The sequence below is a fragment of the Stenotrophomonas sp. SKA14 genome, from assembly GCF_000158575.1.
GTDB classification, from domain to species: domain Bacteria; phylum Pseudomonadota; class Gammaproteobacteria; order Xanthomonadales; family Xanthomonadaceae; genus Stenotrophomonas; species Stenotrophomonas forensis.
The window spans coordinates 3,047,071-3,070,274 of the sequence record NZ_DS999412.1; the positions used below are offsets into that span (position 1 = coordinate 3,047,071).

Here is a 23,204-nt window from a genome sequence, read left to right on the forward strand (position 1 = left end):
ATGGCCCGCCGCAAGCACCACGAAGAGCACGCCAACCATGAAGCATGGGCGATCCCCTATGCCGACCTGATGACGCTGCTGCTCGCCTTCTTCGTGGTCATGTATGCCATTTCCTCGGTCAACGAGGGCAAGTACCGGATCATGGCCGACGCGCTCACCGATGCCTTCGGTGGTGCGCCGCGCACCATCAATCCGGTGCAGGTCGGCAACAAGCAGGTGCAGGGCGGCGGCTGGGACAGTCCCTCGGTGATCAAGTCCGGCACCAAGATCGGCCCGTCCGCACCGGCGCCATCGCATGACCCGACGCTGCTGCCGTCGATGGCCTCGCAGATGCGCATGCCGGTATCGGTGCACAACCAGGAACAGATCGCGCGCGCCGAGCGCCAGCTCAACAGCATCGCCGACCGCCTGACCGCCGCGCTGGCGCCACTGATCGACCGCGGCATGATCAGCGTGCGCCGCACCGAACTGTGGATCGAGGTCGAGATCAACAGTGACATCCTGTTCCCCACCGGCTCGGCCGCACTGGACGTGCACGCACGCCAGACCCTGGCCAGCCTGGCCGACGTGCTGCGCGATGTGCCCAACAGCGTGCGCGTGGAAGGCCACACCGACAACGTGCCGATCGCCACCGCCACCTTCCCGTCCAACTGGGAACTGTCGGCCGGGCGCGCGGCCAGCGTGGTGCACCTGTTCGCCGACCAGGGCGTGCAGCCGTCACGGCTGGCGATGGTCGGCTACGGCCAGTTCCGCCCACGCGAAGAGAACGACAGCGCGCAGGGCCGCAACCGCAACCGCCGGGTGATGGTCATCATCCTGGCCGACACCTCGCACTCGGTCGATCCGCTCGGGCAGCGCCTGAACGCTGCCACCGGCGCCGTCGACACCAGCACAACCGAACAAGCCGCCGCAACTCCGGCTACCACTCCCACCTCCCCCATCGCACCGGTGAAGTTGCCGCCGGTGCCGGCTGGCAGCCGCGTCGGCGCCGCCGTTCCCCCGGCAATGAAGGAGTAAACCGATGCGCATCTGGGCAGTCGCCAACCAGAAGGGCGGAGTCGGCAAGACCACCACCACCCTCGCCCTCGGCCGCGGCCTGGCCGCGCTCGGCCACCGCGTGCTGCTGATCGACCTCGATCCGCATGCCTCGCTCAGCCGCGCCTTCGGCGTGCCGGTGGATCCGCCGCCGGCCGGCGTGCTGGAACTGTTCGGCGCCCCACCGGCCGACCTGTCCAGCCTGTGCCATGCCAGCAACATCCACGGTCTGGACTACGTCTGCGCGCAGTCGGCACTGGCCACGCTGGAGCGTCGCAGCGCCAACCAGCCCGGCCTCGGCCTCGCCCTGCAGAATGCACTGGCGCGCCACCAGGGCCAGCACGACTACATCCTGCTGGACTGCGCGCCGACCCTCGGCCTGCTGATGATCAATGCGCTGGCGGCTGCCGATCGCCTGATCATCCCGACCCAGGCCGAACCGCTGGCCCTGCACGGCCTGGATGGCATGGTCCGCACCGGGGAGATGGTCGAGCGCTCGCGCCGCCGCCCGCTGCCGATCTCGATCCTGCCCACCCTGTTCGACCGCCGTACCCGCGCCGGCAACGAGTCGCTGCGCACCATGCAGGACCGTCATGGTGCGCGCGTATGGGAAGACGCGATTCCGATCGACACCCGCATCAGCAATGCCGCCGGCCTTACCCTGCCCAGCATCGGCGAGGACTACCCGGGCCGCGGCCTGGCGGCCTACCGCCGTGCGTTGAACTGGATTCTCGGCGAGGACGCTCGCGCCCTGGAGCAGGCCGCATGAACAGCACCGGCGTACTCGACGACTACCTGGACGAACTGCTGGGCGAAGCGATTGTCGCCGCGCCACCCGCTGCGCCGGCGCCCGCCAGCACCCGGTCGAACGCGGCGAGCGAAGCGGCCGCCGAGCGCGAGCCGACCTGGGACGACCTGCCGGCCGAAGTGATCTACGAGACCGACACCGTGGCCGCGGCCGCGGACGAGGCCGCGCTGGAAGCCGCCTTCGAGGCGGCCGCAACGATCGAGCGCGAGCCAACCTGGGACGACCTGCCGGCCGAGGTGATCTACGAGACCGAAACCGTGGCCGCTACCCCGGCCGCGGACGACGCCGCGCTGGAGGCCGCGTTCGAGGCCGCCGCAACACCTGCCGCCGCCGAAGGCGAACCGACCTGGGATGACCTGCCAGACGAGGTGCTGCATGAGACGACCGCGGCCCCGGCCACCGCAAGCACCGGCCCGGAACCCACCTGGGACGACCTGCCGGACGAAGTGATCTACGAGACCGATACGGCTGACAGCCATCGCCTCGCCCATACCGACAGCCCGGGCCTGCAGGCGGCATTCGAAGCCGCCGCGGGCGGCGAGGATGTCACCACACCGCCGCCGGCCGTGGTTGCGGCGCCGGTACCACCGGCGGCACCGCGGGCGGCCCCCGCACCCACCGCACGCGCCGCAGCCGCACCGCCACCGCGGGTCGCCGTGGACGCCCCCGCAGCCAGCCGCCCCGGCAGCTGGCAGGAGCTGCAGGCCCAGGCGCAGCACCCGGCCAGCAGCCCGCACCCGCAGAACCGCCGCGCCGGCGAGCGCACCTCGCGCTGGCTGCGCCTGCGCTGCGGCACCCAGGCCTATGCGCTGGAGCTGCTGAAGGTGCAGGAAGTGGTGCTGCCGGTGCCGCTGCTGCCATTGCGCGGCACCGCACCGGCCATGCTCGGCATCATGAACCTGCGCGGCCAGGTGGTGCCGGTGATGGACCTCGGCCTGCACCTCGGTGCCGCCGCCGCCGAGGACGACGCGCAGACCCGCATCGTGGTGCTGGAGGAAGACGGCGAGACCATCGGCCTGCGCGTGTCGGCAGTGGAAGACGTCGCCAACCTCACCGACTCACAGATCGAGCCACCCGATACCGCGCGCATCTGCCAGATCTCCAACGATCTGTTCCGCGGCGTGGCCCGGGTCAGCCAGCGCCCGATGATCCTGCTCGACGCCACCCAACTGTTGAGCTGAGTCCGCGCATCGCGCCGATTCTTCTAAAGAACCCCGCCGGGGTGCCGTTATGGATCACGGAACCGTTTGTCCGGAGCAACGATGAGCACTGTCGAACTGGGTGAGGATCTCGGCATCGAGAGCAGCACCGAGCTCAAGAACCGCCTCGCCCCGCTGGTGGCGCAGGCCGGCGAGCTGACCCTGGATGCAAGCCAGGTCGCCCGCATCCACACCGCTGCCATACAGGTGCTGTGTGCGTTCGTGCAGGCCCGCCGCGAGGCAGGCCTGGGCACCGGCTTCCACGGTTGCACCGCAACCTTCCGTGACGCCGCGCGCCTGCTGGGCGTCACCCAGGCCCTGGGCCTGGACGCAACCCATGACAACCTGAAATCTGTGGAGAACGCTGCATGAGCGCACGTATCTTGGTGGTGGACGATTCGGCGTCGATGCGCCAGATGGTTTCCTTCGCCCTCACCTCGGCCGGTTTTGCCGTCGAAGAAGCTGAAGACGGCGCGGTCGCGCTCGGTCGCGCCAAGGGCCAGCGCTTCAATGCGGTGGTCACCGACGTCAACATGCCGAACATGGACGGCATCGCGCTGATCCGCGAACTGCGCCAGCTGCCGGACTACAAGTTCACCCCGCTGCTGATGCTGACCACCGAGTCGGCCGCCGACAAGAAGTCCGAAGGCAAGGCCGCCGGTGCCACCGGCTGGCTGGTCAAGCCGTTCAATCCGGAACAGCTGGTCGCCACCGTGCAGAAAGTGCTGGGCTGATCGCCCGGCACCGCTCCCCTTCTTCGCTTCCGGACCACCACTGCCATGAGCATGGACCTGCAACGCTTCCACGCCACCTTCTTCGAGGAGAGCCGCGAAGGCCTCGACGCGATGGAGGCTGGCCTGCTGGCCCTGGAATCGGGGCAGCAGGACGCGGAGATCATCAATTCGGTGTTCCGCGCCGCCCACTCGATCAAGGGCGGCGCCGGCACCTTCGGCTTCGATGCGATCGCCGGCCTGACCCACGTGCTGGAAACGCTGCTCGATGAGCTGCGTGCCGGCAAGCGGGCACTGGAAGGCCACGCCGTCGACGCCATGCTGTCCTCGGTGGACGTGCTGCGCGCCCTGTTGCGCGAAGCCGAACACGGCCAGGCCGCCGATCCCGCGGCCGTCGCCGCGGTGAAGGCATGCCTGGAAGCGGTGCTCTCCGGCCAGGCCGCGCCGAGTGCCCCGGCCGCCGCAGCCGCCAAGGTGGACGACACGCCGGAAGCCTGGCAGATCGGCTTCACCCCGGCACCGTCGCTGTTCATGAGCGGCAACGATCCGCTGCGCATCATCCGCGAACTGGAACACCTCGGGTCGCTGCAGGTCGCCGCGCGCATCGAGCGCCTGCCCGGCTTCGCCCAGCTCGACCCGCTCGAGGCCCACCTGGCGTGGGACCTGGGCCTGGTCGGCAAGGTGCCGCGCAGCAAGATCGAAGACACCTTCGCCTGGGTGCTGGACGACTGCGAACTGGACATCCGTCCGGCGGCGCCGCCGAGCCTGGCTACCCAGGCACCGGCCGCATCAGCCCCTTCCACACCGGCTCCTGCGACCCCGGCCGCACCCGCTGCGCCTGCGGCCAGCAGCGGCGCACCCCAGGAAGCCGAGACCTCGATCCGGGTCAGCGTCGACAAGGTCGATGCGCTGATCAACCTGGTCGGCGAACTGGTCATCACCCAGGCCATGCTCAAGCAGGTCTCGCATGCGCTGGACCCGGTCCACGCCGAGAGCCTGTTCGCAGGCCTGGACCAGCTTGAACGCAACACCCGCGACCTGCAGGAAGCGGTGATCGGCGTGCGCATGCTGCCGGTCGACGCGGTGTTCCGCCGCTTCCCGCGCCTGGTCCGCGATCTGTCCAGCCGCCTCGGCAAGCAGGTGCGCCTGCGTACCGTCGGCGAAGGCACCGAGCTGGACAAGGGCCTGATCGAGAAGATCGCCGATCCGCTGGTGCACCTGGTGCGCAACTCGATCGACCACGGCCTGGAAATGCCCGACGTGCGCCGCGGTGCGGGCAAGGACGAAACCGGCACGATCACCCTGGCCGCCTCGCACCAGGGCGGCCACATCGTCATCGAAGTCAGCGACGATGGTCGCGGCCTGGACCGCGCCAAGATCCTGTCCAAGGCGCACGAGCGTGGCCTGGCCGTACCGGACAACCCGACCGATTCGCAGGTCTGGGACCTGATCTTCCAGCCCGGCTTCTCCACCGCCGATGCGGTAACCGATCTGTCCGGGCGTGGCGTCGGCATGGACGTGGTCCGCCGCAACATCCAGGCGCTGGGCGGCGAGGTGCAGATTGAAAGCAGCCTCGGCGCCGGTACCCGCACCCTGATCCGCCTGCCGCTGACCCTGGCCATCCTTGATGGCATGACCGTGGCGGTGGCCGGTGAAACCCTGATCCTGCCACTGGCCTATGTGCTGGAAGCCCTGCAGCCGCAGGCCGAGGACATCCGCAGCATGGCCGGCGAAGGCCGCGTGCTGCGGGTGCGTGGCGAGTACCTGCCGATCCTGTCGCTCAGCGAGTACTACGGCTACGGCAACCGTGCGCCGGGCAGCGAATCGCTGGTGGTGGTGGTCGAAGGCGATGGCCAGAAGATCGCGCTGGAGGTGGACGAGCTGGTCGGCCAGCAGCAGGTGGTGGTGAAGAACATCGAGAACAACTACCGCCGCATCGGCGGGGTATCCGGTGCCACCATCCTCGGCGACGGCCGCGTCGCCCTGATCGTCGACATCGGCGGTCTGGTGCGCTCGCTGCGGATGCCGCAGGCCGCCTGATTCCCATTGCAGGTTGTCCAGAACCGCCGCCCTTCGGGGCGGCGGTTTTTGTTTGCGCGCGCCCCGGCGATGGGCTCCGATCCCTTTCCTGCGAAATGGGATCGGAGCCCAGCCCACGGCGCGGCGCATTCCGTGAACTCCGTCGGCGCGATGGTTTCGCGTGCAACCTGGACAACGCAGCGAAAGCCCCGTCACGGCAGCACTTTCGCGCCCGCACCCCTACGCAACCGAATGTGATCTGCATCCATAAAGTCCGCGCGGGCCGCGCCGTTATCCCGCAATGACGGCCGTCACCGAACCCCACCGGGCACCTCCGTTCGCTCTGCAACCACCCCCAGCCGCCGCGTCTGCGCCGGCACCCTGCCCACCTGGAGCACCCTGCATGAAGTGGTTCCAAGATCTGCCCATCGCCCGCAAGCTGGCCGTGGGGTTCACCCTCACCACGTTGATGACTCTGGTCCTTGGCGCCTTCGCACTGTTGCGCCTGAGCGAGGCCAACACGCAGCTGGGCGAGATGGCCGGCAACGATATTCCGTCGGTTCAGCACCTGGGCGAGGCCCGCTCGCAACTGGGCGAGTTCCGCACCTACGAACTGGCGCTGCTGAGCATGCTCGACCAGCCCGACAAGGTGGCCGACTACAACAAGCGCATGGACGACACCGCCAGGACCGTGCACGAAGAACTGGCCGCCTACGCGGCGTTGCCAGCGCTGGCCAGGGAACGCGAGCTGTACCAGGCCGCCAACGTGCAGCTGGAGCGGTACTTCGCCGCCAACAAGGCGATGCGTGACGCCGTGGCTGCCGGTGACGGCGCACTCGCGCAGCAGATCTCCGACGAGCAGTCGCGCCCGGCGCGTCGTGAACTGTTCGCGGCAATGAAAGCGCTGGGCACCCACATCGCCGGCCTGATGGACGGCAAGATCGCCGCCGCCAATGCCACCCACCGCACCAGCATGATCGCCATCATCGGCTGCGTCGTGCTGCTGTCGCTGGTCGCGGCGGCGCTGGCCACGGTGATCTCTCGCGCCGTCACCGGCCCGCTCGGCAAGGCCGTGCACGCGATCCAGGCCGTCGCCCGCGGCGACCTCAGCGTCAGCACCCAGGCCACGAGCAAGGATGAGGCCGGCAAGATGCTGGCCGCCACCGCCGAGATGACCGCCATGCTGCGCCGCTTCAGCGAGCAGACCCAGCTGATGGCGCAGATGCATGCCGGCCCGGACATCAGCCACCGCATCCCGGAAGACTTCCCGGGTGTCTACGGGCAGCTGGCCGGCGGCATCAACACGGTGATCTTCGAGCACCTGGACGCGATCCGCGATGCCATCGACGTACTCAACCAGTACGCCAGCGGCAATCTGGCCCCGGATGCGCGCCGCCTGCCCGGCAGCCGCGCGATCCTGCACGAATCGATGGACGCAGCGAAGGCCAGCCTGCTGGCGATCAACACGCAGATCCAGCAGCTGGCCGAGGCCGCCGCCGCCGGTGACTTCAGCCAGCGCGGCGACGCCCAGCGTTTCCAGCACGACTTCAAGCTGATGATCGAGCACCTGAACACCATGATGCAGGTGGCCGACGGCAACCTCGGCCAGCTTTCGCAGCTGCTGCAGTCGATCGCCGCCGGCGACCTGACCGCACGCATGGACGGCCGTTTCAACGGCGTGTTCGCCCGCATGCGCGACGACGCCAACACCACCGTTGCGCAGCTGACCCAGATCGTCGGCCAGATCCAGGCCAGCGCCTCCAGCATCACCCTGGCCGCCGGCGAAATCGCCTCGGGCAACAGCGACCTGTCGCGCCGTACCGAACAGCAGGCCGCCAACCTGGAAGAAACCGCCGCCTCGATGGAGGAACTGACCTCCACCGTGCGCCAGAACGCCGAACATGCCCGCCAGGCCAACCAGCTGGCCATCGGCGCGCAGGGCGTCGCCTCGCAGGGTGGCGAGGTGGTCGGCCAGGTCGTCACCACCATGTCGGCCATTGAAGCCTCGTCGAAGAAGATCGCCGAGATCATCTCGGTCATCGACGGCATCGCCTTCCAGACCAACATCCTGGCGCTGAACGCCGCGGTGGAAGCGGCACGTGCCGGTGAACAGGGCCGTGGCTTCGCCGTGGTCGCCAGCGAGGTGCGCACCCTCGCCCAGCGCTCGGCCGCCGCCGCCAAGGAAATCAAGGGCCTGATCGACGACTCGGTCGGCAAGGTCGCCGAAGGCTCCAGCCTGGTGCACCAGGCCGGCAGCACCATGGGCGAGATCGTCGCCTCGGTGCAGCGCGTGACCGACATCATGGCCGAGATCTCCGCCGCCTCGCAGGAACAATCGGCCGGCATCGAGCAGGTCAACCAGACCGTGGTGCAGATGGACGAAACCACCCAGCAGAACGCTGCGCTGGTGGAAGAAGCCACCGCCGCCGCCCGCGCCATGGAAGACCAGGCTGTACAGCTGGGTGAAGCCGTGGCCCGCTTCCGGCTGGCATCGCCGGCGACCACCGCCGTTCCGGCACGCCCGCTCGCGGCACCGGTACCGCGCCAGGTCGCGGCCGCCGCACCGGCAGTCAAGCCGGCGTCGACACGCACGCTGCGCAGCTCGGCAGCACTGCCGGCATTGGCCGCCGACGGCGACTGGCAGGAGTTCTGAGCCCACGCGCAACGCATCCGCGCATGACGTGGGTCTACCTGCGCAGCACGCCGGGGTCAGGTTCCTTTCCTCCGGGAAAGGGATCTGACCCCTCGCGCGTGGAAAGTGATGCAATTCTCACTTCATAATCCGATGCAGAGGCCGATATCCCCATCGAGCCTCGCGCCAACGCGTGCTGGCGCCCGCCCCTGACCGTAGATTCCATGTCCGACGGCAACGACACTGCAGTGCATGATGTCCACGCGGCCGATGCCGCTGACGAACGTTTCCTGGTCCGCAACCCGCGCCAGCTGCGCCAGTTGCTGCGCTCGCTGATCGACCAGCGATCGCTGATCAATGCGCATATCGACGGCCGCGACCGCTCGTTCCCGACGGCGCTGCTTGATCTTGACGAGGACGAGGATTACCTGCTGCTCGATGGCAGCCCGCAGGAAGCGTCCAACCGCGCCGCCGAGCAGGCCGACCACCTGCTGTGCTTCGCCCAGCTTGAACGGGTGCTGGTGCGGTTCCGCCTGCATGAACTGCAGCGCGTGGACAACGACGGCCACGTTGCGTTCCGTGCGCCCTTGCCGGACGAGCTGGTGCACCTGCAGCGACGCGAGCTGTACCGGCTGGAGACCCCGGTCACCGACTCGCCGCAACTGCTGCTGCCGCCCGGCGAAGCCCGCGCCGAAGCGCTGTCGATGCGGGTGGTGGATATCAGTGGCGGCGGCCTGGCCGTGGTCGTGCCCAACGACTGCGCGGTGTTCGGCCTGCAGAAGCGTTATCCGGCGCAGCTGTCACTGCCGGATGGCCCGGACCTGGACATCGAACTGGTGGTCTGCAACCTGCTGCCGCAGCGCCAGCCCAACGGCATCGAGGTCAAGCGCGTGGGCATGCGCTTCGACACCCTGCCGCGTGGCGCCGACAGCGCCATCCAGCGCTACATCTTCCGCATCGACCGCCAGCGCAAGGCCCGCCGCAACGGCGAGATGTAGTCACGTGGTAGTGCCGGCCGCTGGCCGGCAACCTCGCGACAATGCGGGTCCGGCCATTGCCGGCCAGCGGCCGGCACTACCGCTCCCCGGTAGGATGCCCAGGGCGCCACAGCTAAAGTCCCCCAGCGAGGGGCCGATATCGAGCCTGACACCGGGACTTCCGGCAGAACCAGGACCCCTCGATGAACGACAAGACCAGCTCCGCCGCCAGCGCCGGTGGCGAATTCCTCAGCTTCACCCTCGGTGCCGAGCACTACGGCGTGGACATTCTCAAGGTCCAGGAAATCCGCGGCTATGACGCGGTGACCCGGGTGCCGGATGCCCCGGACTACATCAAGGGCGTGATCAACCTGCGCGGCACCATCGTGCCGGTCATCGACCTGCGCCTGAAGCTGCGCCTGGACAACGCCCGCTACGACGCCTTCACGGTGATGATCGTGCTGAACGTGGAAGACCGCGTGGTCGGCATCGTCGTTGACAGCGTCTCGGACGTGATCCCGCTGTCGGCCGAACAGATCCGCCCGACCCCGGAGTTCGGCGCCGCCGTCGACACCCGTTTCATCTCCGGTATCGGCACCCACGACGACCGCATGCTGATCCTGCTGGACATCGAGACCCTGCTCGACAGCGCCGACATGGGCCAGGCCGCCGTTGCCGAAGACGCCGCCGCCTGATCCAGCGGACCTGCTTCACGTTCTGGTCACACAACCCTTCAGTTCCCCCTGGCGGTGCCGATAGGGGGACAGAAGCCGGTCGCGCAGGAGCGCGCAGAACCGGAACGACCATCACCATCCCCGGAGATACACCTCGATGAAGTCCCTGCTTGCGTTCGTCTCGGCCGCTGTCCTGGCCACCACCGCCTCCTCGGCATTCGCCCAGTCGGCCGACATGATCCCGCCGGAACTGGCACCGCGTTCGGTCGGCAAGGACGGCATGGTCTGTGGCAAGGTCGAAAAGGCCCGCTACGCAGAAGGTTCCGAAGGCCAGCCGACCTTCCTGTACATGGGCGGCGCCTTCCCGCGCCACACCTTCTCGGCCCGCATCGCCGGCGAGAACCGCGGCAAGTTCTCCTTCCCGCTGGAAACCCTGGAAGGCAAGACCGTGTGCGTGATCGGCAAGATCCAGCGCGACGCCTCGCGTGCGGAAATCGAAGTCAGCTCGCCGGCTGGCCTGAAGCTGGCCAACATCAAGTAATCCGCTGTCCGTCGAACCACGCCGGAGCTCGTGCCGGCGTGGTTTCTGCTGCAACCGGGCCCGATGCCCGGGCGCGTCTGCCTTAGGAGCTCGCAACGCCCATGCCGTGGATCAACAACCTGAAACTGATGCCGAAGCTGCTGCTGACCTTCGGCGTCCTCCTGCTGGTGATGCTGCTGCAGGGCATCGTCGCCTATCGCGGCCTGCATTCGCTGAACAACGTCACCACCGAGTTGGCCGGTTCGCGCATGGAAAGCATCCGCATGGCCGGCGAGATGCGCGGCATGCTGGGCGAGTACCGCAATGCCGCCTACCAGCAGCTGATCCGCGCCAGCGATGACGTCAAGTCCGACGCACGCAAGCAGGCCGTAGAGCTGCGCGAGAGCATGGACAAGTCGATCAAGGGCTACCCGGCGCTGGTCGACAATGCGCAGCAGAAGAAGCTGTTCGACACTTTCGCCAAGGAATGGAAGGACGCCCTGGCCTCCTATGACAGCGTCACCGAGATGCTGGAACTGGACCTGCCGGACGACGCCATCGATACCTTCGTCGGCGAGACCCGCACCAAGCACCGCAAGGCCGCTTCGGCGCTGGAAGCACTGATCGCCGAAGACAACCGCCTCGCCCGCGCCTCGCGCGAAGAGGCCGAATCCACCTACGCCGCCTCGGCCGTGCTGACCGTGATCGCCCTGCTGGGCGGCGCCGCGCTCGGCCTGGTGCTGGTCTGGCTGTTCGCCCGTGCCCTGGTCGGCAGCGTGCGTGGTGCCGTCTCGGTGGCCAACGACGTCGCCGGCGGCAAGCTCGACGGCCACATCGACGTCAGCCGCCAGGACGAAGTGGGCGAGCTGATGCAGGCCATGCAGCGCATGCAGCGCGACCTGCGCGAACGCATCGAAACCGACCAGGCCGTGGCCCGCGAGAACCTGCGTATCCGCACCGCGCTGGACTACAGCTCGACCGGCGTGTTCCTGACCGACACCAGCAACACCATCGTCTACAGCAACCGTGCGCTGCAGCAGACCCTGACCCAGTACCAGGATGAAGTGCGCCGTGACCTGCCGGACTTCGACGCCCAGGCCTCGCTGATCGGCAAGCCAGTCACCGTGCTGGAACACCGTGGCGAGATGGACCAGACCCTGCTGGCCAACCTGAAGTCGCACGGCGTCGCCCGTCGCCCGATGCAGTACGGCGATGCCCAGTTCGCGCAGGTGGTCTCGACCATCCGCAATGAAGGCGGCGACACCGTCGGCTACGTGGTGGAATGGCGTGACCGCACCCAGGAAGCGCTGGTCGAGGCCGAAGTGGCCCGTGTGATCGCCCAGGCCGCCGCCGGCGACCTGTCCGGCCGCATCGATGCCAGCGACAAGGAAGGCTTCTTCCTGCAGCTGGCCCAGCAGATCAACGGCCTGCTCGACGCCAACGCGGGCAGCATCGAACAGATCTCCGGCCTGCTCGCCGCGCTGTCGCAGGGTGACCTGACCGTGCGCATGCACGGCGACTACCAGGGCGTGTTCGCCCGCATGCGCGACGATGCCAACGCAACCGCCGCACAGCTGAGCGAGATCGTCACCCGCATCAAGCAGTCCAGCCGCGCGATCAATTCGGCCGCCGGCGAAATCGCGTCGGGCAACAGCGACCTGTCGCGCCGCACCGAACAGCAGGCCGCCAACCTGGAAGAAACCGCCGCCTCGATGGAGGAACTGACTTCCACCGTGCGCCAGAACGCCGAACATGCCCGCCAGGCCAACCAGCTCGCCATCGGCGCGCATGGCGTCGCTTCGCAGGGTGGCGAAGTGGTCGGCCAGGTGGTCACCACCATGTCCGCCATCCAGGCCTCGTCGAAGAAGATCGCCGAGATCATCAGCGTGATCGACGGCATCGCATTCCAGACCAACATCCTGGCGCTGAACGCCGCAGTGGAAGCGGCGCGTGCCGGTGAACAGGGCCGTGGCTTCGCCGTGGTCGCCAGCGAAGTGCGTACCCTCGCCCAGCGTTCGGCCGCTGCCGCCAAGGAAATCAAGGGCCTGATCGACGATTCGGTCGGCAAGGTCAACGACGGCTCGGCGCTGGTGCACAAGGCCGGCGCCACCATGGGCGAAATCGTCGCCTCGGTGCAGCGCGTGACCGACATCATGGCCGAGATCTCCGCCGCCTCGCAGGAACAGTCGGCCGGCATCGAGCAGGTCAACCAGACCGTGGTGCAGATGGACGAGACCACCCAGCAGAACGCTGCGCTGGTGGAAGAAGCCACCGCCGCCGCCCGCGCCATGGAAGAACAGGCCGGCCACCTCAGCGAAGCCGTGTCGATCTTCGTGGTCGACGAAGCCGAGGTCGTGACCGCCCCGCGCGTCGCCCCCCCGGCACCGCGCGCCGCCGCCCCAGCAGCTCCGGCTGCGGTGGCACCGCCGGCCCGCCGCACGGCGGGAGGTCGCCCGATGGCCACCGAACTGGCCGACGGAGACTGGCAGGAGTTCTGATGCCACGCCTGGAGGGCCGGTCGCAGCACCGGCCCTCCCTTTTCCGTCGCAGCCGTCACTGCGGCTGGCGGAGCCTGTAACTCTTGTGCAGCAGGCCATCGGGGCTGCCCGCATTGACGATTGCGGCGCGCACCCACACCAGCTTTTCCTTCAATCGCCGGATGTGACCCCGGCGCACGTGGGTGCGTGGCCCTGCCGTACCCCCGCCTGGCCCCGTGCCGTCTGACGCGGCCGTGGCGCCATCCACCTCGAACACCCGGTAGCTGAAGAACGGCTGCTTGCCTCTGCGCATCCGCCGCTTGTTCAGCGCCACCGATGCCGGCCGCTCCACCGACGCGACATTGGCGCAGTTGAGCACGCAGCAGGTCTGCAACAGCATGGCGACCTCGTCGCGACAGTCCTGCACGATCTGCGCCTTCACCGCCGCACTGCCCTGCTGCTCCACCGCCCAGGCGTGCCATTCCGGCAGCAGCGCGAACGGCGCAACCCGGAACTGCTGCAAGGGTTTCCCGGACGCCATCGCTTCCACCGGGGCATTGACCAGGCGCGTGGGCAGGCTGGCCTCTTCTGGCCGGTACAGGCTCAACGGATTCTGGTGCGGCAGGAACACACCTCCCAGTGGCACTTTCCACGCGGCCGCATCGGCCTGCCAGTAGATCGGGATCACCACCACGCCACCGGCCGGTTCATCCAGGAAGCACTCCGTGGCCGGAAAGGCCGCGGCGACTTCGCGGTTCATGTTCAGGCACAGCGCGATGCGTCGAGGCGCCGCATGGCCCGCCCCTTTGTGGCCCGGCAACCCGTCAGGCAGGATCCACGACGCTTCCAGCGCCATCACCTCGAACGGCGGGCGCGCCATGTCCACGTGCACCTGGCGCAGTTCACGCAGATCGATCATCTCCGCGCAATTGGGCAGCAGAAACTTCACGCTGCGGTGCAGGTAGCTGGCGATGGCTTCATGGGCCTGGCGGATGCCCGGCATGCTGCCCTTGATCCGGGGAATCAGCACGTTCATTTCTTCCAGTGCATGCGCTGCATAGTTCAATAATTCGATGTGACCTTCCATCGCCGTACAGATGTGCTCCATTCCTTTCCGCCCGTCCGGCGGTGCGATCGAAGTCTAGGAATGGCATCAGTACAATCAACAAATTGTCCTAGATACACTCGGCGCACGGATGGCACGCTCACGGTTCAAGCAGGTAGTCGATGGCCTCGTATCGGACATCCAGAGCGGGAACCTGCGCCCTGGAACCCGCCTGCCCACCCACCGCGAGCTCGCCCGCCGCCATGATCTGGCGCTTGCGACCGCCAGCCGCGTCTATGCCGAGCTGGCCCGGATGGGCCTGGTCATCGGTGAGATCGGTCGCGGCACCTATGTGCGCGAGGCGTTCGGCGCACAGGGCATGGCCTGCGACAGGCTGGCCGGTCTCGGCAGCGGCATCGATCTCAACGCCAACATGCCCACCGCGTTCGGCCAGGACACGCAGCTTCGCCGGGCCCTGCGCCACCTCTCGCAGCAGGGCGACCTGGAAGCGCTGCTTCTGTACCAGCCGCCCCTGGGTCGGCCCCAGGAGCGCCAGCTCGTGGCCGACTACCTGGTGCAGCGCGGGGTACCTACCGATGCCGGACGCGTGGCCCTGGTCCAGGGCGCCCAGCACGGATTGACCGTCGCCCTGCTGGGCGCACTGTGCCCGGGCGATGCCATCGCCGTGGATGCGTTGACCTATCCTGGATTCAGGCAGATCGCGGCGATGCTGCGGATGGAGATGATCCCGGTGCCGGTCGGCCCGGAGGGCACCGACCTGCAGGCACTGCGTACGCTGTGCAGCCAGCGCCGGGTCAAGGCCGTGTACTGCATGCCGACCATGCACAACCCGCTGGGCTTCGTCCTGACGCTGCAACAGCGCCAGGAGCTGGCCGCGATCGCCCGCCAGCATGGGCTGCTGGTGCTTGAAGACGCAGCCTATGCCTATCTGGCCGCGCCCGCCGTGGTACCCGTGGCGGCGCTGGCACCGGAACGCACCGTGTACATCGGCGGCCTGTCCAAGAACCTCGCCACCGGCCTGCGTTTCGGCTACATCAGTGCGCCGCCGGCGATGATGGGTGCGATCGAGCGCGCCATCCGCGCCACCACGGTCAACTCGCCGGCACTGGTGACGGCGCTGGTGCGCCGCTGGCTGATGGATGGAACCGTTGACCGCATGGAACGCCACCGCCGCGCCGACGCCCGGCACCGGCAGGCACTGGCACGGCGCCTGCTGGAAGGTGTGGCGCTGGTCGGCCACCCAGGTTCCTACCTGCTGTGGCTGCCACTGGAAGGGCGCGACCGCGCCGAGGCGATCTGCCAGGACCTGCATGAGCAGGGCATCGTGCTTTCGACCGCCGCGCCGTTCGCGGTCGGAACCCACGTTCCCAACGCGCTGCGCATCGCGCTGGGAACGGTCGATCCGTCCACCCTGGAACGCGCCCTGGCGCAGGTACGCATACGCCTGGACCAGCTGGCTGGCTGAACGGCCGCGGCCTGCTTTCCGCGCGCGGCTCAACCCTGGGCCCGCGCGGCCGATAACGGGGTTGTCACCGCTTGTCCCGCCGTGACCGGCTCGGCGCCGCCCGCCCGTTTCGACCTGGTCCTGCTCGATGAATCTCCTGCATCGCTGGCAACACTACTTCAGCAACCTCTCCGTCCGGCGCAAGCTCAACCTGCTGACGCTGCTCATCGCGCTCGGCGTGATCGCGCTCTCGGTGATCGCTGCCCGCATGCAGTACCTGGACCTCACCGAGACCCGCAAGACCGCGCTGAAGACCCAGGTCGAACTGAGCTACGGCATCCTCCAGCACTACCACCGCCTGGCCGGTACCGGCGAGCTCAGCGAAGAGGCCGCCAGGAGCGCCGCGCTGCAGGCGCTGGAATCGATGCGCGCCGAGAACGATACGTACTACTTCAACATCTACGACACCGGCTACCACCTGCTGATGCATCCGTTCCGCAAGGACCTGGTCGGCAAGGACATGAAGGACTTCCGCACCGACGACGGCGTGCGCATCTACTACGACCAGGTCGAAGCAGCGAGGGCCGGCGGCGGCTTCGTCAACTACCGCTGGGCCAAGCCCGGCAGCAAGGGCGACGTCGAGAAGGTGGCCTACGCCGGCCTGTTCGCGCCCTGGAACTGGGTGGTCAGCAGCGGCGTCTACATGGACGACGTGCAGAAGCAGGCACTGGTGTTCACCGCCATCATGGCAGTCTCCGGCGGCGTGCTGGTGCTGATCGTGCTGGCCCTGAGCTGGGTCATCGGCAACCGCATCGCGCGCCCGCTGAAGCAGGCCACAGCCGTCGCCGAAGGCATTGCCAGCGGCAAGCTGGACAGCCACATCGGCCCGCAGCCGCACGACGAACCCGGCCGCCTGCTGCACGCCATGTCGGGCATGCAGCAGCAGCTGCACGCGGTGATCGGCGGCCAGCGCGAAATGGCGCGGCGCCACGATGCCGGCGAACTGAGCTACCGCATCGACGCCAGTGCCTTCCCCGGCGAGTACGGGCTGATGGTGCAGGAGACCAACGCCCTGGTCGGCGGCCATGTGCAGACCCTGCACGACGTGCTCGACGTGGTCCAGCAATACGCCGTCGGCGACCTCAGCCGCGACATCGCGCGCTATCCGGGCGAGAAGGCCACCATGACCGCCACCGTCGATACGGTGAAAACCAATCTCGGCCGCATCAATGCCGAGATCAAGCAGCTGGCCAGCGCCGCCGCCGCAGGCGATTTCAGCCGTCGTGGCGACGCACAGCGCTTTGATCACGATTTCCGCCTGATGCTGGAAAACCTCAATGCGATGATGGCGGTCAGCGATGACAACCTCGGCAAGCTCTCGCAGCTGCTGTCGGCCATCGCCGAAGGTGACCTGACCGCGCGCATGCACGGCGACTACCAGGGTGTGTTCGCCCGCATGCGCGACGACGCCAACACCACCGTCGCCCAGCTGACCCAGATCGTCGGCCAGATCCAGGCCAGCGCCTCCAGCATCACCCTGGCCGCCGGTGAGATCGCGTCGGGCAACGGCGACCTGTCGCGCCGCACCGAGCAGCAGGCCGCCAACCTGGAAGAAACCGCCGCCTCGATGGAGGAACTGACCTCCACCGTGCGCCAGAACGCCGAACACGCCCGCCAGGCCAACCAGCTCGCCATCGGCGCGCAGGGCGTCGCCTCGCAGGGTGGCGAAGTGGTCGGCCAGGTGGTCACCACCATGTCGGCCATCGAAGCCTCGTCGAAGAAGATCGCCGAGATCATCAGCGTCATCGACGGCATCGCGTTCCAGACCAACATCCTGGCGCTGAACGCCGCGGTCGAAGCGGCGCGTGCCGGTGAACAGGGCCGTGGCTTCGCCGTGGTCGCCAGCGAAGTGCGCACCCTCGCCCAGCGCTCGGCCGCTGCCGCCAAGGAAATCAAGGGCCTGATCGACGATTCGGTCGGCAAGGTCGCCGAGGGCTCCAGCCTGGTGCACCAGGCCGGCAGCACCATGGGCGAGATCGTCGCCTCGGTGCAGCGCGTGACCGACATCATGGCCGAGATCTCGGCCGCCTCGCAGGAGCAGTCGGCCGGCATCGAGCAGGTCAACCAGACCGTGGTGCAGATGGACGAAACCACCCAGCAGAACGCCGCGCTGGTGGAAGAAGCCACCGCCGCCGCCCGCGCCATGGAAGACCAGGCCGGCCAACTGGCGGACGCGGTGGCGATCTTCCGCCTCGACAACCAGGTCTCGGCTGCGATGAAGGCGGTGGCCGCGCATGTCGAGCCGGTCCGTGTCCCCGCCAGCGTGTCGCGCCGGGCGGCGCCCGCGCCGGCACCGGTCCGCCGCAGCAGCAATGCCAGCACCTTCGTCGCCAGCGACAGCGACTGGCAGGAATTCTGAGACCCACCCGCGGCGGCTTCGGCCGCCGCCCCCGCCGATGGACACGTCCCCCGTGCAAAGTCCTACTCCCATCGTCACCGGCCCCCGCGAATTCGAGTTCGCCGACCGTGATTTCCGCCGCGTCTGCGACCTGATCTACCAGCGCGTGGGCATTGCCCTCGCGCCGGCAAAGCGCGACATGGTCTATGGCCGCCTGTCGCGCCGCCTGCGCACGCTCGGCATGCGCAGCTTCCAGCAGTACCTGGATCATCTGGAACAGGAGGATGGCGATGAGTGGCAGGCGTTCACCAATGCGCTGACCACCAACCTGACCTCGTTCTTCCGCGAGCCGCACCACTTCGACAAGCTGCGCGAGGAGTTGCAGCAGCGCAACGGCCGCACGCCGCTGTTGCTGTGGTCGTGCGCCGCGTCCACCGGCGAAGAGCCCTACTCGATGGCGATCACCGCCTGCGAAGCATTCGGCACGCTGAAGCCGCCGGTACGCATCGTCGCCACCGACGTCGACACCCAGGTACTGGCCACTGCAGGCCGCGGCGTCTACAACATCGATCGTGTCGCCAACCTCGATCCGGACCTGCGCCGCCGCTACTTCCAGCGCGGCAGCGGCCCCAACGAGGGCCAGTGCCGCGTGCTGCCGGCGCTGCGCGACCTGATCGAGTTCCGCCCGCTGAACCTGCTGGCCCCGCGCTACGACGTCGGCGGCCCGTTCGACGCCCTGTTCTGCCGCAACGTGATGATCTACTTCGACAAGCCCACCCAGCGCGCCATCCTCGGCCGCCTGGTGCAGCACCTGGCCGACGACGGCCTGCTGTACACCGGCCACTCGGAGAACTACCTGCACGCGGCCGACCTCATCCAGCCCTGCGGGCGCACCCTGTACCGCCGTGCGGCAAAGGCCGGCGCATGAATGCCTCGCTGCGTACCGACGATGTGATGCGCTACCAGGACGCACGCTTCAAGACCATCGCCGCCAAGCTGCTGCCCACCCAGTACCTGGTGGTCGATGACACCACCGCGCTGACCACCACGCTCGGCTCCTGCGTGGCCGCCTGCCTGCGCGACCCGGTGCTGAAGATCGGCGGCATGAACCACTTCCTGCTGCCCGAAGGCAACGCCGGTGATGGCGCCCCCGCGCGCTACGGCAGCTACGCGATGGAACTGCTGATCAACGACATGCTCAAGCGCGGTGCGCACCGCAAGCGCATCGAAGCCAAGGTGTTCGGCGGCGCCAACGTGCTCAAGGGCTTCACCAGCAACCCGGTCGGCACCCGCAACGCCGAGTTCGTGCGCCAGTACCTGCAGGCCGAGCACATCCCGATCATCGCCGAGGACCTGTGCGGCATCCATCCGCGCAAGATCTGGTTCTTCGCCGATACCGGCCGCGTGGTGGTGCAGCGCCTGCCGCACGCCCATGAAGCCGAAGTGGCCGCGACCGAATCGGCCGTGCGTGCACGCCTGTCCAAGGCCCCGGTCACCGGTGGCGTGGAGCTGTTCGAATGACCCTGACCGGCAACGCCCCCTGCCGGGTCCTGATCGTCGACGACTCTGCCGTCGTGCGGCAGATGCTCACCGAGATCCTGTCCAGCGATCCGGCCATCGACGTGGTCGGCACCGCCGCCGACCCGCTGCTGGCGCGCGAGAAGATCAAGCGCCTCGCCCCGGACGTGATCACGCTGGACGTGGAAATGCCGCGCATGGACGGGTTGGCGTTCCTGGAAAACCTGATGCGCCTGCATCCACTGCCAGTGGTGATGATCTCCTCGCTGACCGAGCGCGGCGCCGACACCACCCTGCAGGCATTGTCACTGGGCGCCGTCGATTTCGTCTCCAAGCCCAAGCTCGATGTGGCCCGCGGGCTGCAGGGCTACGCCGATGAGATCATCGCCAAGGTAAAGATGGCGGCGCGCTCGCGGGTACGTCCGCTGGTGCGCGCCGCCACGCCAAAGCTCACGCTCGAAGCCGCCCCGGCGATGCGCCCGGCCGCACCGCAGTTCCGTACTACCGACCGCCTGATCGCGATCGGCTCATCCGCCGGTGGCACCGAAGCCCTGCGCGTGGTGCTGGAAGGCCTGCCCGCCGACGCGCCGGCCGTGGTGATGACCCAGCACCTGCCGGCCAGTTTCAGCACGGCCTTCGCCGAGCGCCTGGACCGGCACTCGGCGATGGCCGTGCGCGAAGCCAGCGACGGCGAAGCGGTGCTGCCCGGGCATGCCTACCTGCCTCCGGGCGGCAAGCACCTGCGCATCATCCGCGACGGTGCGCGCTGGCGTTGCCGCGTCGACGACGGCCCGGCGGTGAACCGGCACAAGCCGGCGGTGGACGTGCTGTTCCGCTCGGTCGCGCAGAGCGCGGGCGGCAACGCCATCGGCGCCATCCTCACCGGCATGGGCGACGATGGTGCACGCGGCCTGCTGGAAATGCGCCAGGCCGGCGCACCGACGCTGGTGCAGGACGAGGCCAGCAGCGTGGTCTGGGGCATGCCCGGCGCCGCGTTCAAGCTGGGCGCTGCCGAAGAGCAGGTGCCGCTGGAGCGGATTGCCGAGCGGTTGCTGGCGTTGGCGCGCGGCTGAGCCCACGCGCAACACACCTTTCCCGAACGGCCGGCCAAGGGGACCCGGCCGTTCTTCATCGCGTTTTCCCCAAGGAGCTCCACTGTGGCACTACGCCTGACCTGCCTGCCTGCCGCCATCGCGTTGGGCCTGATGCTGTCTCCGCCGGCATCGGCAGAAGAACCCGCTGCCGTCCAGGCACACGACGCTGCACTTGCCACCGATGCGGCCCGCACCCACCCGGCCGACGGCGCGGCCGCTCCGCCGTCTCCCGATGACTGGAGCACGCGCGTCCAGGTGGTACAGGGTGCGCCTGCCGGGCTGCCTGGACACCGCGATGTCGATCTGAAGCTGCGCCTGGTCTCGCGCGGCGACACCGGCAAAGTGGTCACGCTCAAGCTTGTTCAATTGGCGGCTGCCGCCAAGGCCGGCGGTGGCCGTGTCGATGGCTTCTCGAAGAAGAATCTGCGTGGCACCGTCATCGACTCAGTGTCCAGCCCGGCCGTCGACGAAATCCCCGCACTGCTGCGCCGCCATCTGGCCGAGTACTTCATCGCACATCCGGATGCGCTTCCCGAGCACGCGCAGATCGTCAGTGCAAACGCCGGCCTGTGGTCGCTCACCTACCAGTCGCTGTCGGGCAACGCGGTTCCATACGATCTGCAGCATGAGGCTACCCTCACCATTGCACAGTCGTCCCCCATCAGCCCGCCCTGGCTGAGCATCACCTGCAGCGATCCCGTACAGACGGCGCCGCTGGAACACTGGCAGGCAGATGACTACGCGCAGGTCAGGACTGCGGCACGCCAGTTCGCGCAGCGCTGTGTTGACCGGCTCGTGGAACAGCTGCCTACCGTGTTCCCTTCGCCAAGCGTCCAGCTGGCCGCTGCGATCAGTGCCGCCTCGCTCGATCCAGTGACAACAGGCGCAGCGCCCCAGGACGAGGCCGCAACGGCCACAGACGCCGGCCATCCGGCACCGGTACTGTCCACGGACTGGATGAAGGCGGTCCACATCGACCATGGCACCGGCATCGATGCCAAAGGCAAGCGTTCCGGTGACGCAGACCTGCGACTGGTGACCCGATCGGATATGGGCGTGGCCACGCTGGCCAAGATGAACATCTTCGCCCTGGCCGTGGTCGGTGCACGCAAGGCTCGTGGCTTCTCCAAGGACACCCTGCGCGGCGACACCGTCGAAGGCGTGTCCAGCCCTGCAGTCGAGCGGGTGCCGGCACTGCTGCAGCAGCGTCTTTCCGAGTACTTCAATGCCTATCCCGACGCGGTTCCCAGCGCCCCCGTGACCGTGCGGGCCGACCCGCACGAATGGGCGCTGGTCTACGGGCAGCTCAGCGGCTCGCAGATTCCCTACGAGCTCAAGCACAGCACCACGATCGAGGTGCTGCCGGCCTCGGGCGCATCGGCCATGACCGTTGACTGCACCGATGGCACGCAGTCGGCTGCGCTGCCGCAGTGGCAGGCGGATGACTATGCCGAAGTGAGGAGCGTGGCCGACGAGCTGGCCGAGCAGTGCGTGGCGCGATTCGTCGCGCGGCTGCCAGAGGCGTTTCCGTCGGCGATGCGCGCCGCAGCGCCTTCCAGCGCCGTTGCCGCTGCCCTGCCCGCCGGCAATCGCTCCCGCATCCGCATCTTCGGTGCCAACGGCCGCAGCATCACCATGCATGTCGGTGGCCAATGCCGCGGCGACGCACGAAGGAAGATCGTGGTCGCGCGCAGCAACAGCGCGGCCGTAGGCAGCCTGGTGGGCGGCAGCCCGCAGAACATTTCCATCGGAATGCCGGAAACCGACACCGTGCGTGCGATGAAGAGCGTCCTGTTCTCGAACCCGAACTTCCAGGAATATTCGGTGGAGGCCGGCAAGCCGTTGATCTTCGACGCACAATTCCAGAACGTTGCCCACCTCCGCTGCGGAGCAGCAGCGGACTCGCTGTCGATCCAGTTCGTGCCGAAGGCGGGTCAGGACTACGAAGTGATGATGCGGCTCGAGAACGAGATGTGCGTGCTGGAGAGCAAGCAGGTGGCTGCCGATGGCAGCCTGCGCGTCAACCTCGTGCACGCCCCGAAGGCGTGTGCCGCGCAGTAAGGCGTCGGCACCGGGCAGGACCAACGCCGTTGCCAGGCAGTGCCGGGCAACGGCATCACCAACGCGTGATCACAGCTTGAACGACACCGGCACGCGGATCTCTCCCGGCACGGGTACGCCATCCTCGCTGGCCGGCAGGTAGCGCCACTTGCGTGTCGCCGCCTGCGCCGCCTCATCCAGTTCCGGCCATCCAGTGCTCTGCAGCACGGTCGCGCCGGCCCACTGCCCATCGGCAGCCACCTGCACCATCAGGATCGCTTCACCCTCTTTCTCATCACGGAATGCCTGCGACGGATAACGCGGCGGATTGCTGTGCTTGGTCTCCATCACGATCGACGCCGGCACGTGCGCCGGCCGAGCGCGCTCGACAGCGGCGTGCTGCACCGCCTGCTGCGCCATCGCGGCGTGCCCCATCATCAGCGTGGCCAGCACCACCGCACTGCCAGCCCAGTGCCCGTAGCGCGTGCGACTGCCCTTCAATCGATCCTGCAACATCCGTGTACTCCAACAAGCGAGGCGGCAAGTCTAACGCTGCACGCACAAAAAACCCC

The 23,204-nt window shown here is 68.1% G+C and carries 18 protein-coding genes and 1 pseudogene; 17 read left to right on the top strand and 2 right to left on the bottom strand.

Features of this window, described 5'->3' with window-relative positions; all coding sequences use genetic code 11:
- The 11 genes and pseudogenes from motD to SSKA14_RS13835 form a co-directional block, all read left to right on the top strand.
- Positions 1-867, top strand: a pseudogene (gene motD / locus SSKA14_RS13785) (flagellar motor protein MotD); the annotation flags it as partial.
- 154 nt (positions 868-1,021) lie between these two features.
- Positions 1,022-1,804, top strand: coding sequence for a ParA family protein (locus SSKA14_RS13790; protein ID WP_008267261.1), 783 nt, complete (start codon positions 1,022-1,024; stop codon positions 1,802-1,804).
- On the top strand, positions 1,801-3,024 hold the full coding sequence (locus SSKA14_RS13795; RefSeq protein ID WP_008265588.1) for a chemotaxis protein CheW: 1,224 nt from the start codon (positions 1,801-1,803) through the stop codon (positions 3,022-3,024). Before SSKA14_RS13790 ends, SSKA14_RS13795 begins: the two co-directional genes overlap by 4 nt.
- Before the next feature lie 81 nt (positions 3,025-3,105).
- Positions 3,106-3,414 (top strand): STAS domain-containing protein, encoded by a 309-nt coding sequence (locus tag SSKA14_RS13800; RefSeq protein ID WP_040007804.1) that lies wholly within the window; start codon positions 3,106-3,108, stop codon positions 3,412-3,414.
- Positions 3,411-3,776, top strand: coding sequence for a response regulator (locus SSKA14_RS13805; RefSeq protein WP_005409521.1), 366 nt, complete (start codon positions 3,411-3,413; stop codon positions 3,774-3,776). The genes SSKA14_RS13800 and SSKA14_RS13805 overlap by 4 nt, the downstream gene beginning before the upstream one ends.
- 45 nt (positions 3,777-3,821) lie before the next feature.
- Positions 3,822-5,813 (top strand): chemotaxis protein CheA, encoded by a 1,992-nt coding sequence (locus tag SSKA14_RS13810; RefSeq protein WP_008266824.1) that lies wholly within the window; start codon positions 3,822-3,824, stop codon positions 5,811-5,813.
- A 382-nt stretch (positions 5,814-6,195) separates the two neighbouring features.
- Positions 6,196-8,445, top strand: coding sequence for a methyl-accepting chemotaxis protein (locus tag SSKA14_RS13815; RefSeq protein WP_008264588.1), 2,250 nt, complete (start codon positions 6,196-6,198; stop codon positions 8,443-8,445).
- A gap of 203 nt (positions 8,446-8,648) precedes the next feature.
- Entirely contained in the window at positions 8,649-9,422 is a 774-nt protein-coding gene (locus SSKA14_RS13820; protein WP_006442864.1) for a flagellar brake protein, read from the top strand.
- Between the two features lie 182 nt (positions 9,423-9,604).
- Positions 9,605-10,096, top strand: coding sequence for a chemotaxis protein CheW (locus SSKA14_RS13825; RefSeq protein WP_006442860.1), 492 nt, complete (start codon positions 9,605-9,607; stop codon positions 10,094-10,096).
- Positions 10,097-10,232: 136 nt separating this feature from the next.
- Positions 10,233-10,616, top strand: a complete 384-nt coding sequence (locus SSKA14_RS13830) for a hypothetical protein (protein ID WP_006442858.1) — start codon at positions 10,233-10,235, stop codon at positions 10,614-10,616.
- A gap of 101 nt (positions 10,617-10,717) precedes the next feature.
- Complete coding sequence (locus SSKA14_RS13835; protein WP_008268031.1) at positions 10,718-13,093, top strand: methyl-accepting chemotaxis protein; 2,376 nt, start codon at positions 10,718-10,720, stop codon at positions 13,091-13,093.
- Positions 13,094-13,148: 55 nt separating this feature from the next.
- Here the strand turns inward: SSKA14_RS13835 and SSKA14_RS13840 are convergent, their stop codons facing one another.
- Positions 13,149-14,159, bottom strand: a complete 1,011-nt coding sequence (locus SSKA14_RS13840) for a hypothetical protein (RefSeq protein WP_040007808.1) — start codon at positions 14,157-14,159, stop codon at positions 13,149-13,151.
- 109 nt (positions 14,160-14,268) lie between these two features.
- Here SSKA14_RS13840 and SSKA14_RS13845 point away from each other — a divergent pair, with 109 nt between their 5' ends.
- The 6 genes from SSKA14_RS13845 to SSKA14_RS13870 all read left to right on the top strand — a co-directional run bounded on the left by SSKA14_RS13845 (position 14,269) and on the right by SSKA14_RS13870 (position 22,653).
- Positions 14,269-15,603, top strand: coding sequence for a PLP-dependent aminotransferase family protein (locus SSKA14_RS13845; RefSeq protein WP_008267395.1), 1,335 nt, complete (start codon positions 14,269-14,271; stop codon positions 15,601-15,603).
- A 127-nt stretch (positions 15,604-15,730) separates the two neighbouring features.
- Complete coding sequence (locus tag SSKA14_RS13850; protein ID WP_008264606.1) at positions 15,731-18,001, top strand: methyl-accepting chemotaxis protein; 2,271 nt, start codon at positions 15,731-15,733, stop codon at positions 17,999-18,001.
- A 37-nt stretch (positions 18,002-18,038) separates the two neighbouring features.
- A complete protein-coding gene (locus SSKA14_RS13855) occupies positions 18,039-18,908 on the top strand; it encodes a CheR family methyltransferase (RefSeq protein WP_040007811.1) in 870 nt (289 codons plus the stop codon).
- The gene (cheD, locus tag SSKA14_RS13860) at positions 18,905-19,501 is read left to right on the top strand and encodes a chemoreceptor glutamine deamidase CheD (protein ID WP_008264676.1); all 597 of its coding nucleotides are present in this window, start codon (positions 18,905-18,907) and stop codon (positions 19,499-19,501) included. The genes SSKA14_RS13855 and cheD overlap by 4 nt, the downstream gene beginning before the upstream one ends.
- Complete coding sequence (locus tag SSKA14_RS13865) at positions 19,498-20,571, top strand: chemotaxis response regulator protein-glutamate methylesterase (RefSeq protein ID WP_008268640.1); 1,074 nt, start codon at positions 19,498-19,500, stop codon at positions 20,569-20,571. Before cheD ends, SSKA14_RS13865 begins: the two co-directional genes overlap by 4 nt.
- Before the next feature lie 84 nt (positions 20,572-20,655).
- Complete coding sequence (locus tag SSKA14_RS13870) at positions 20,656-22,653, top strand: hypothetical protein (RefSeq protein WP_008265429.1); 1,998 nt, start codon at positions 20,656-20,658, stop codon at positions 22,651-22,653.
- A 69-nt stretch (positions 22,654-22,722) separates the two neighbouring features.
- On the opposite strand, the gene SSKA14_RS13875 is transcribed toward SSKA14_RS13870, so the two are convergent.
- Positions 22,723-23,148, bottom strand: a complete 426-nt coding sequence (locus tag SSKA14_RS13875) for an energy transducer TonB (protein WP_008265594.1) — start codon at positions 23,146-23,148, stop codon at positions 22,723-22,725.
- Between the last annotated feature and the right edge of the window lie 56 nt (positions 23,149-23,204).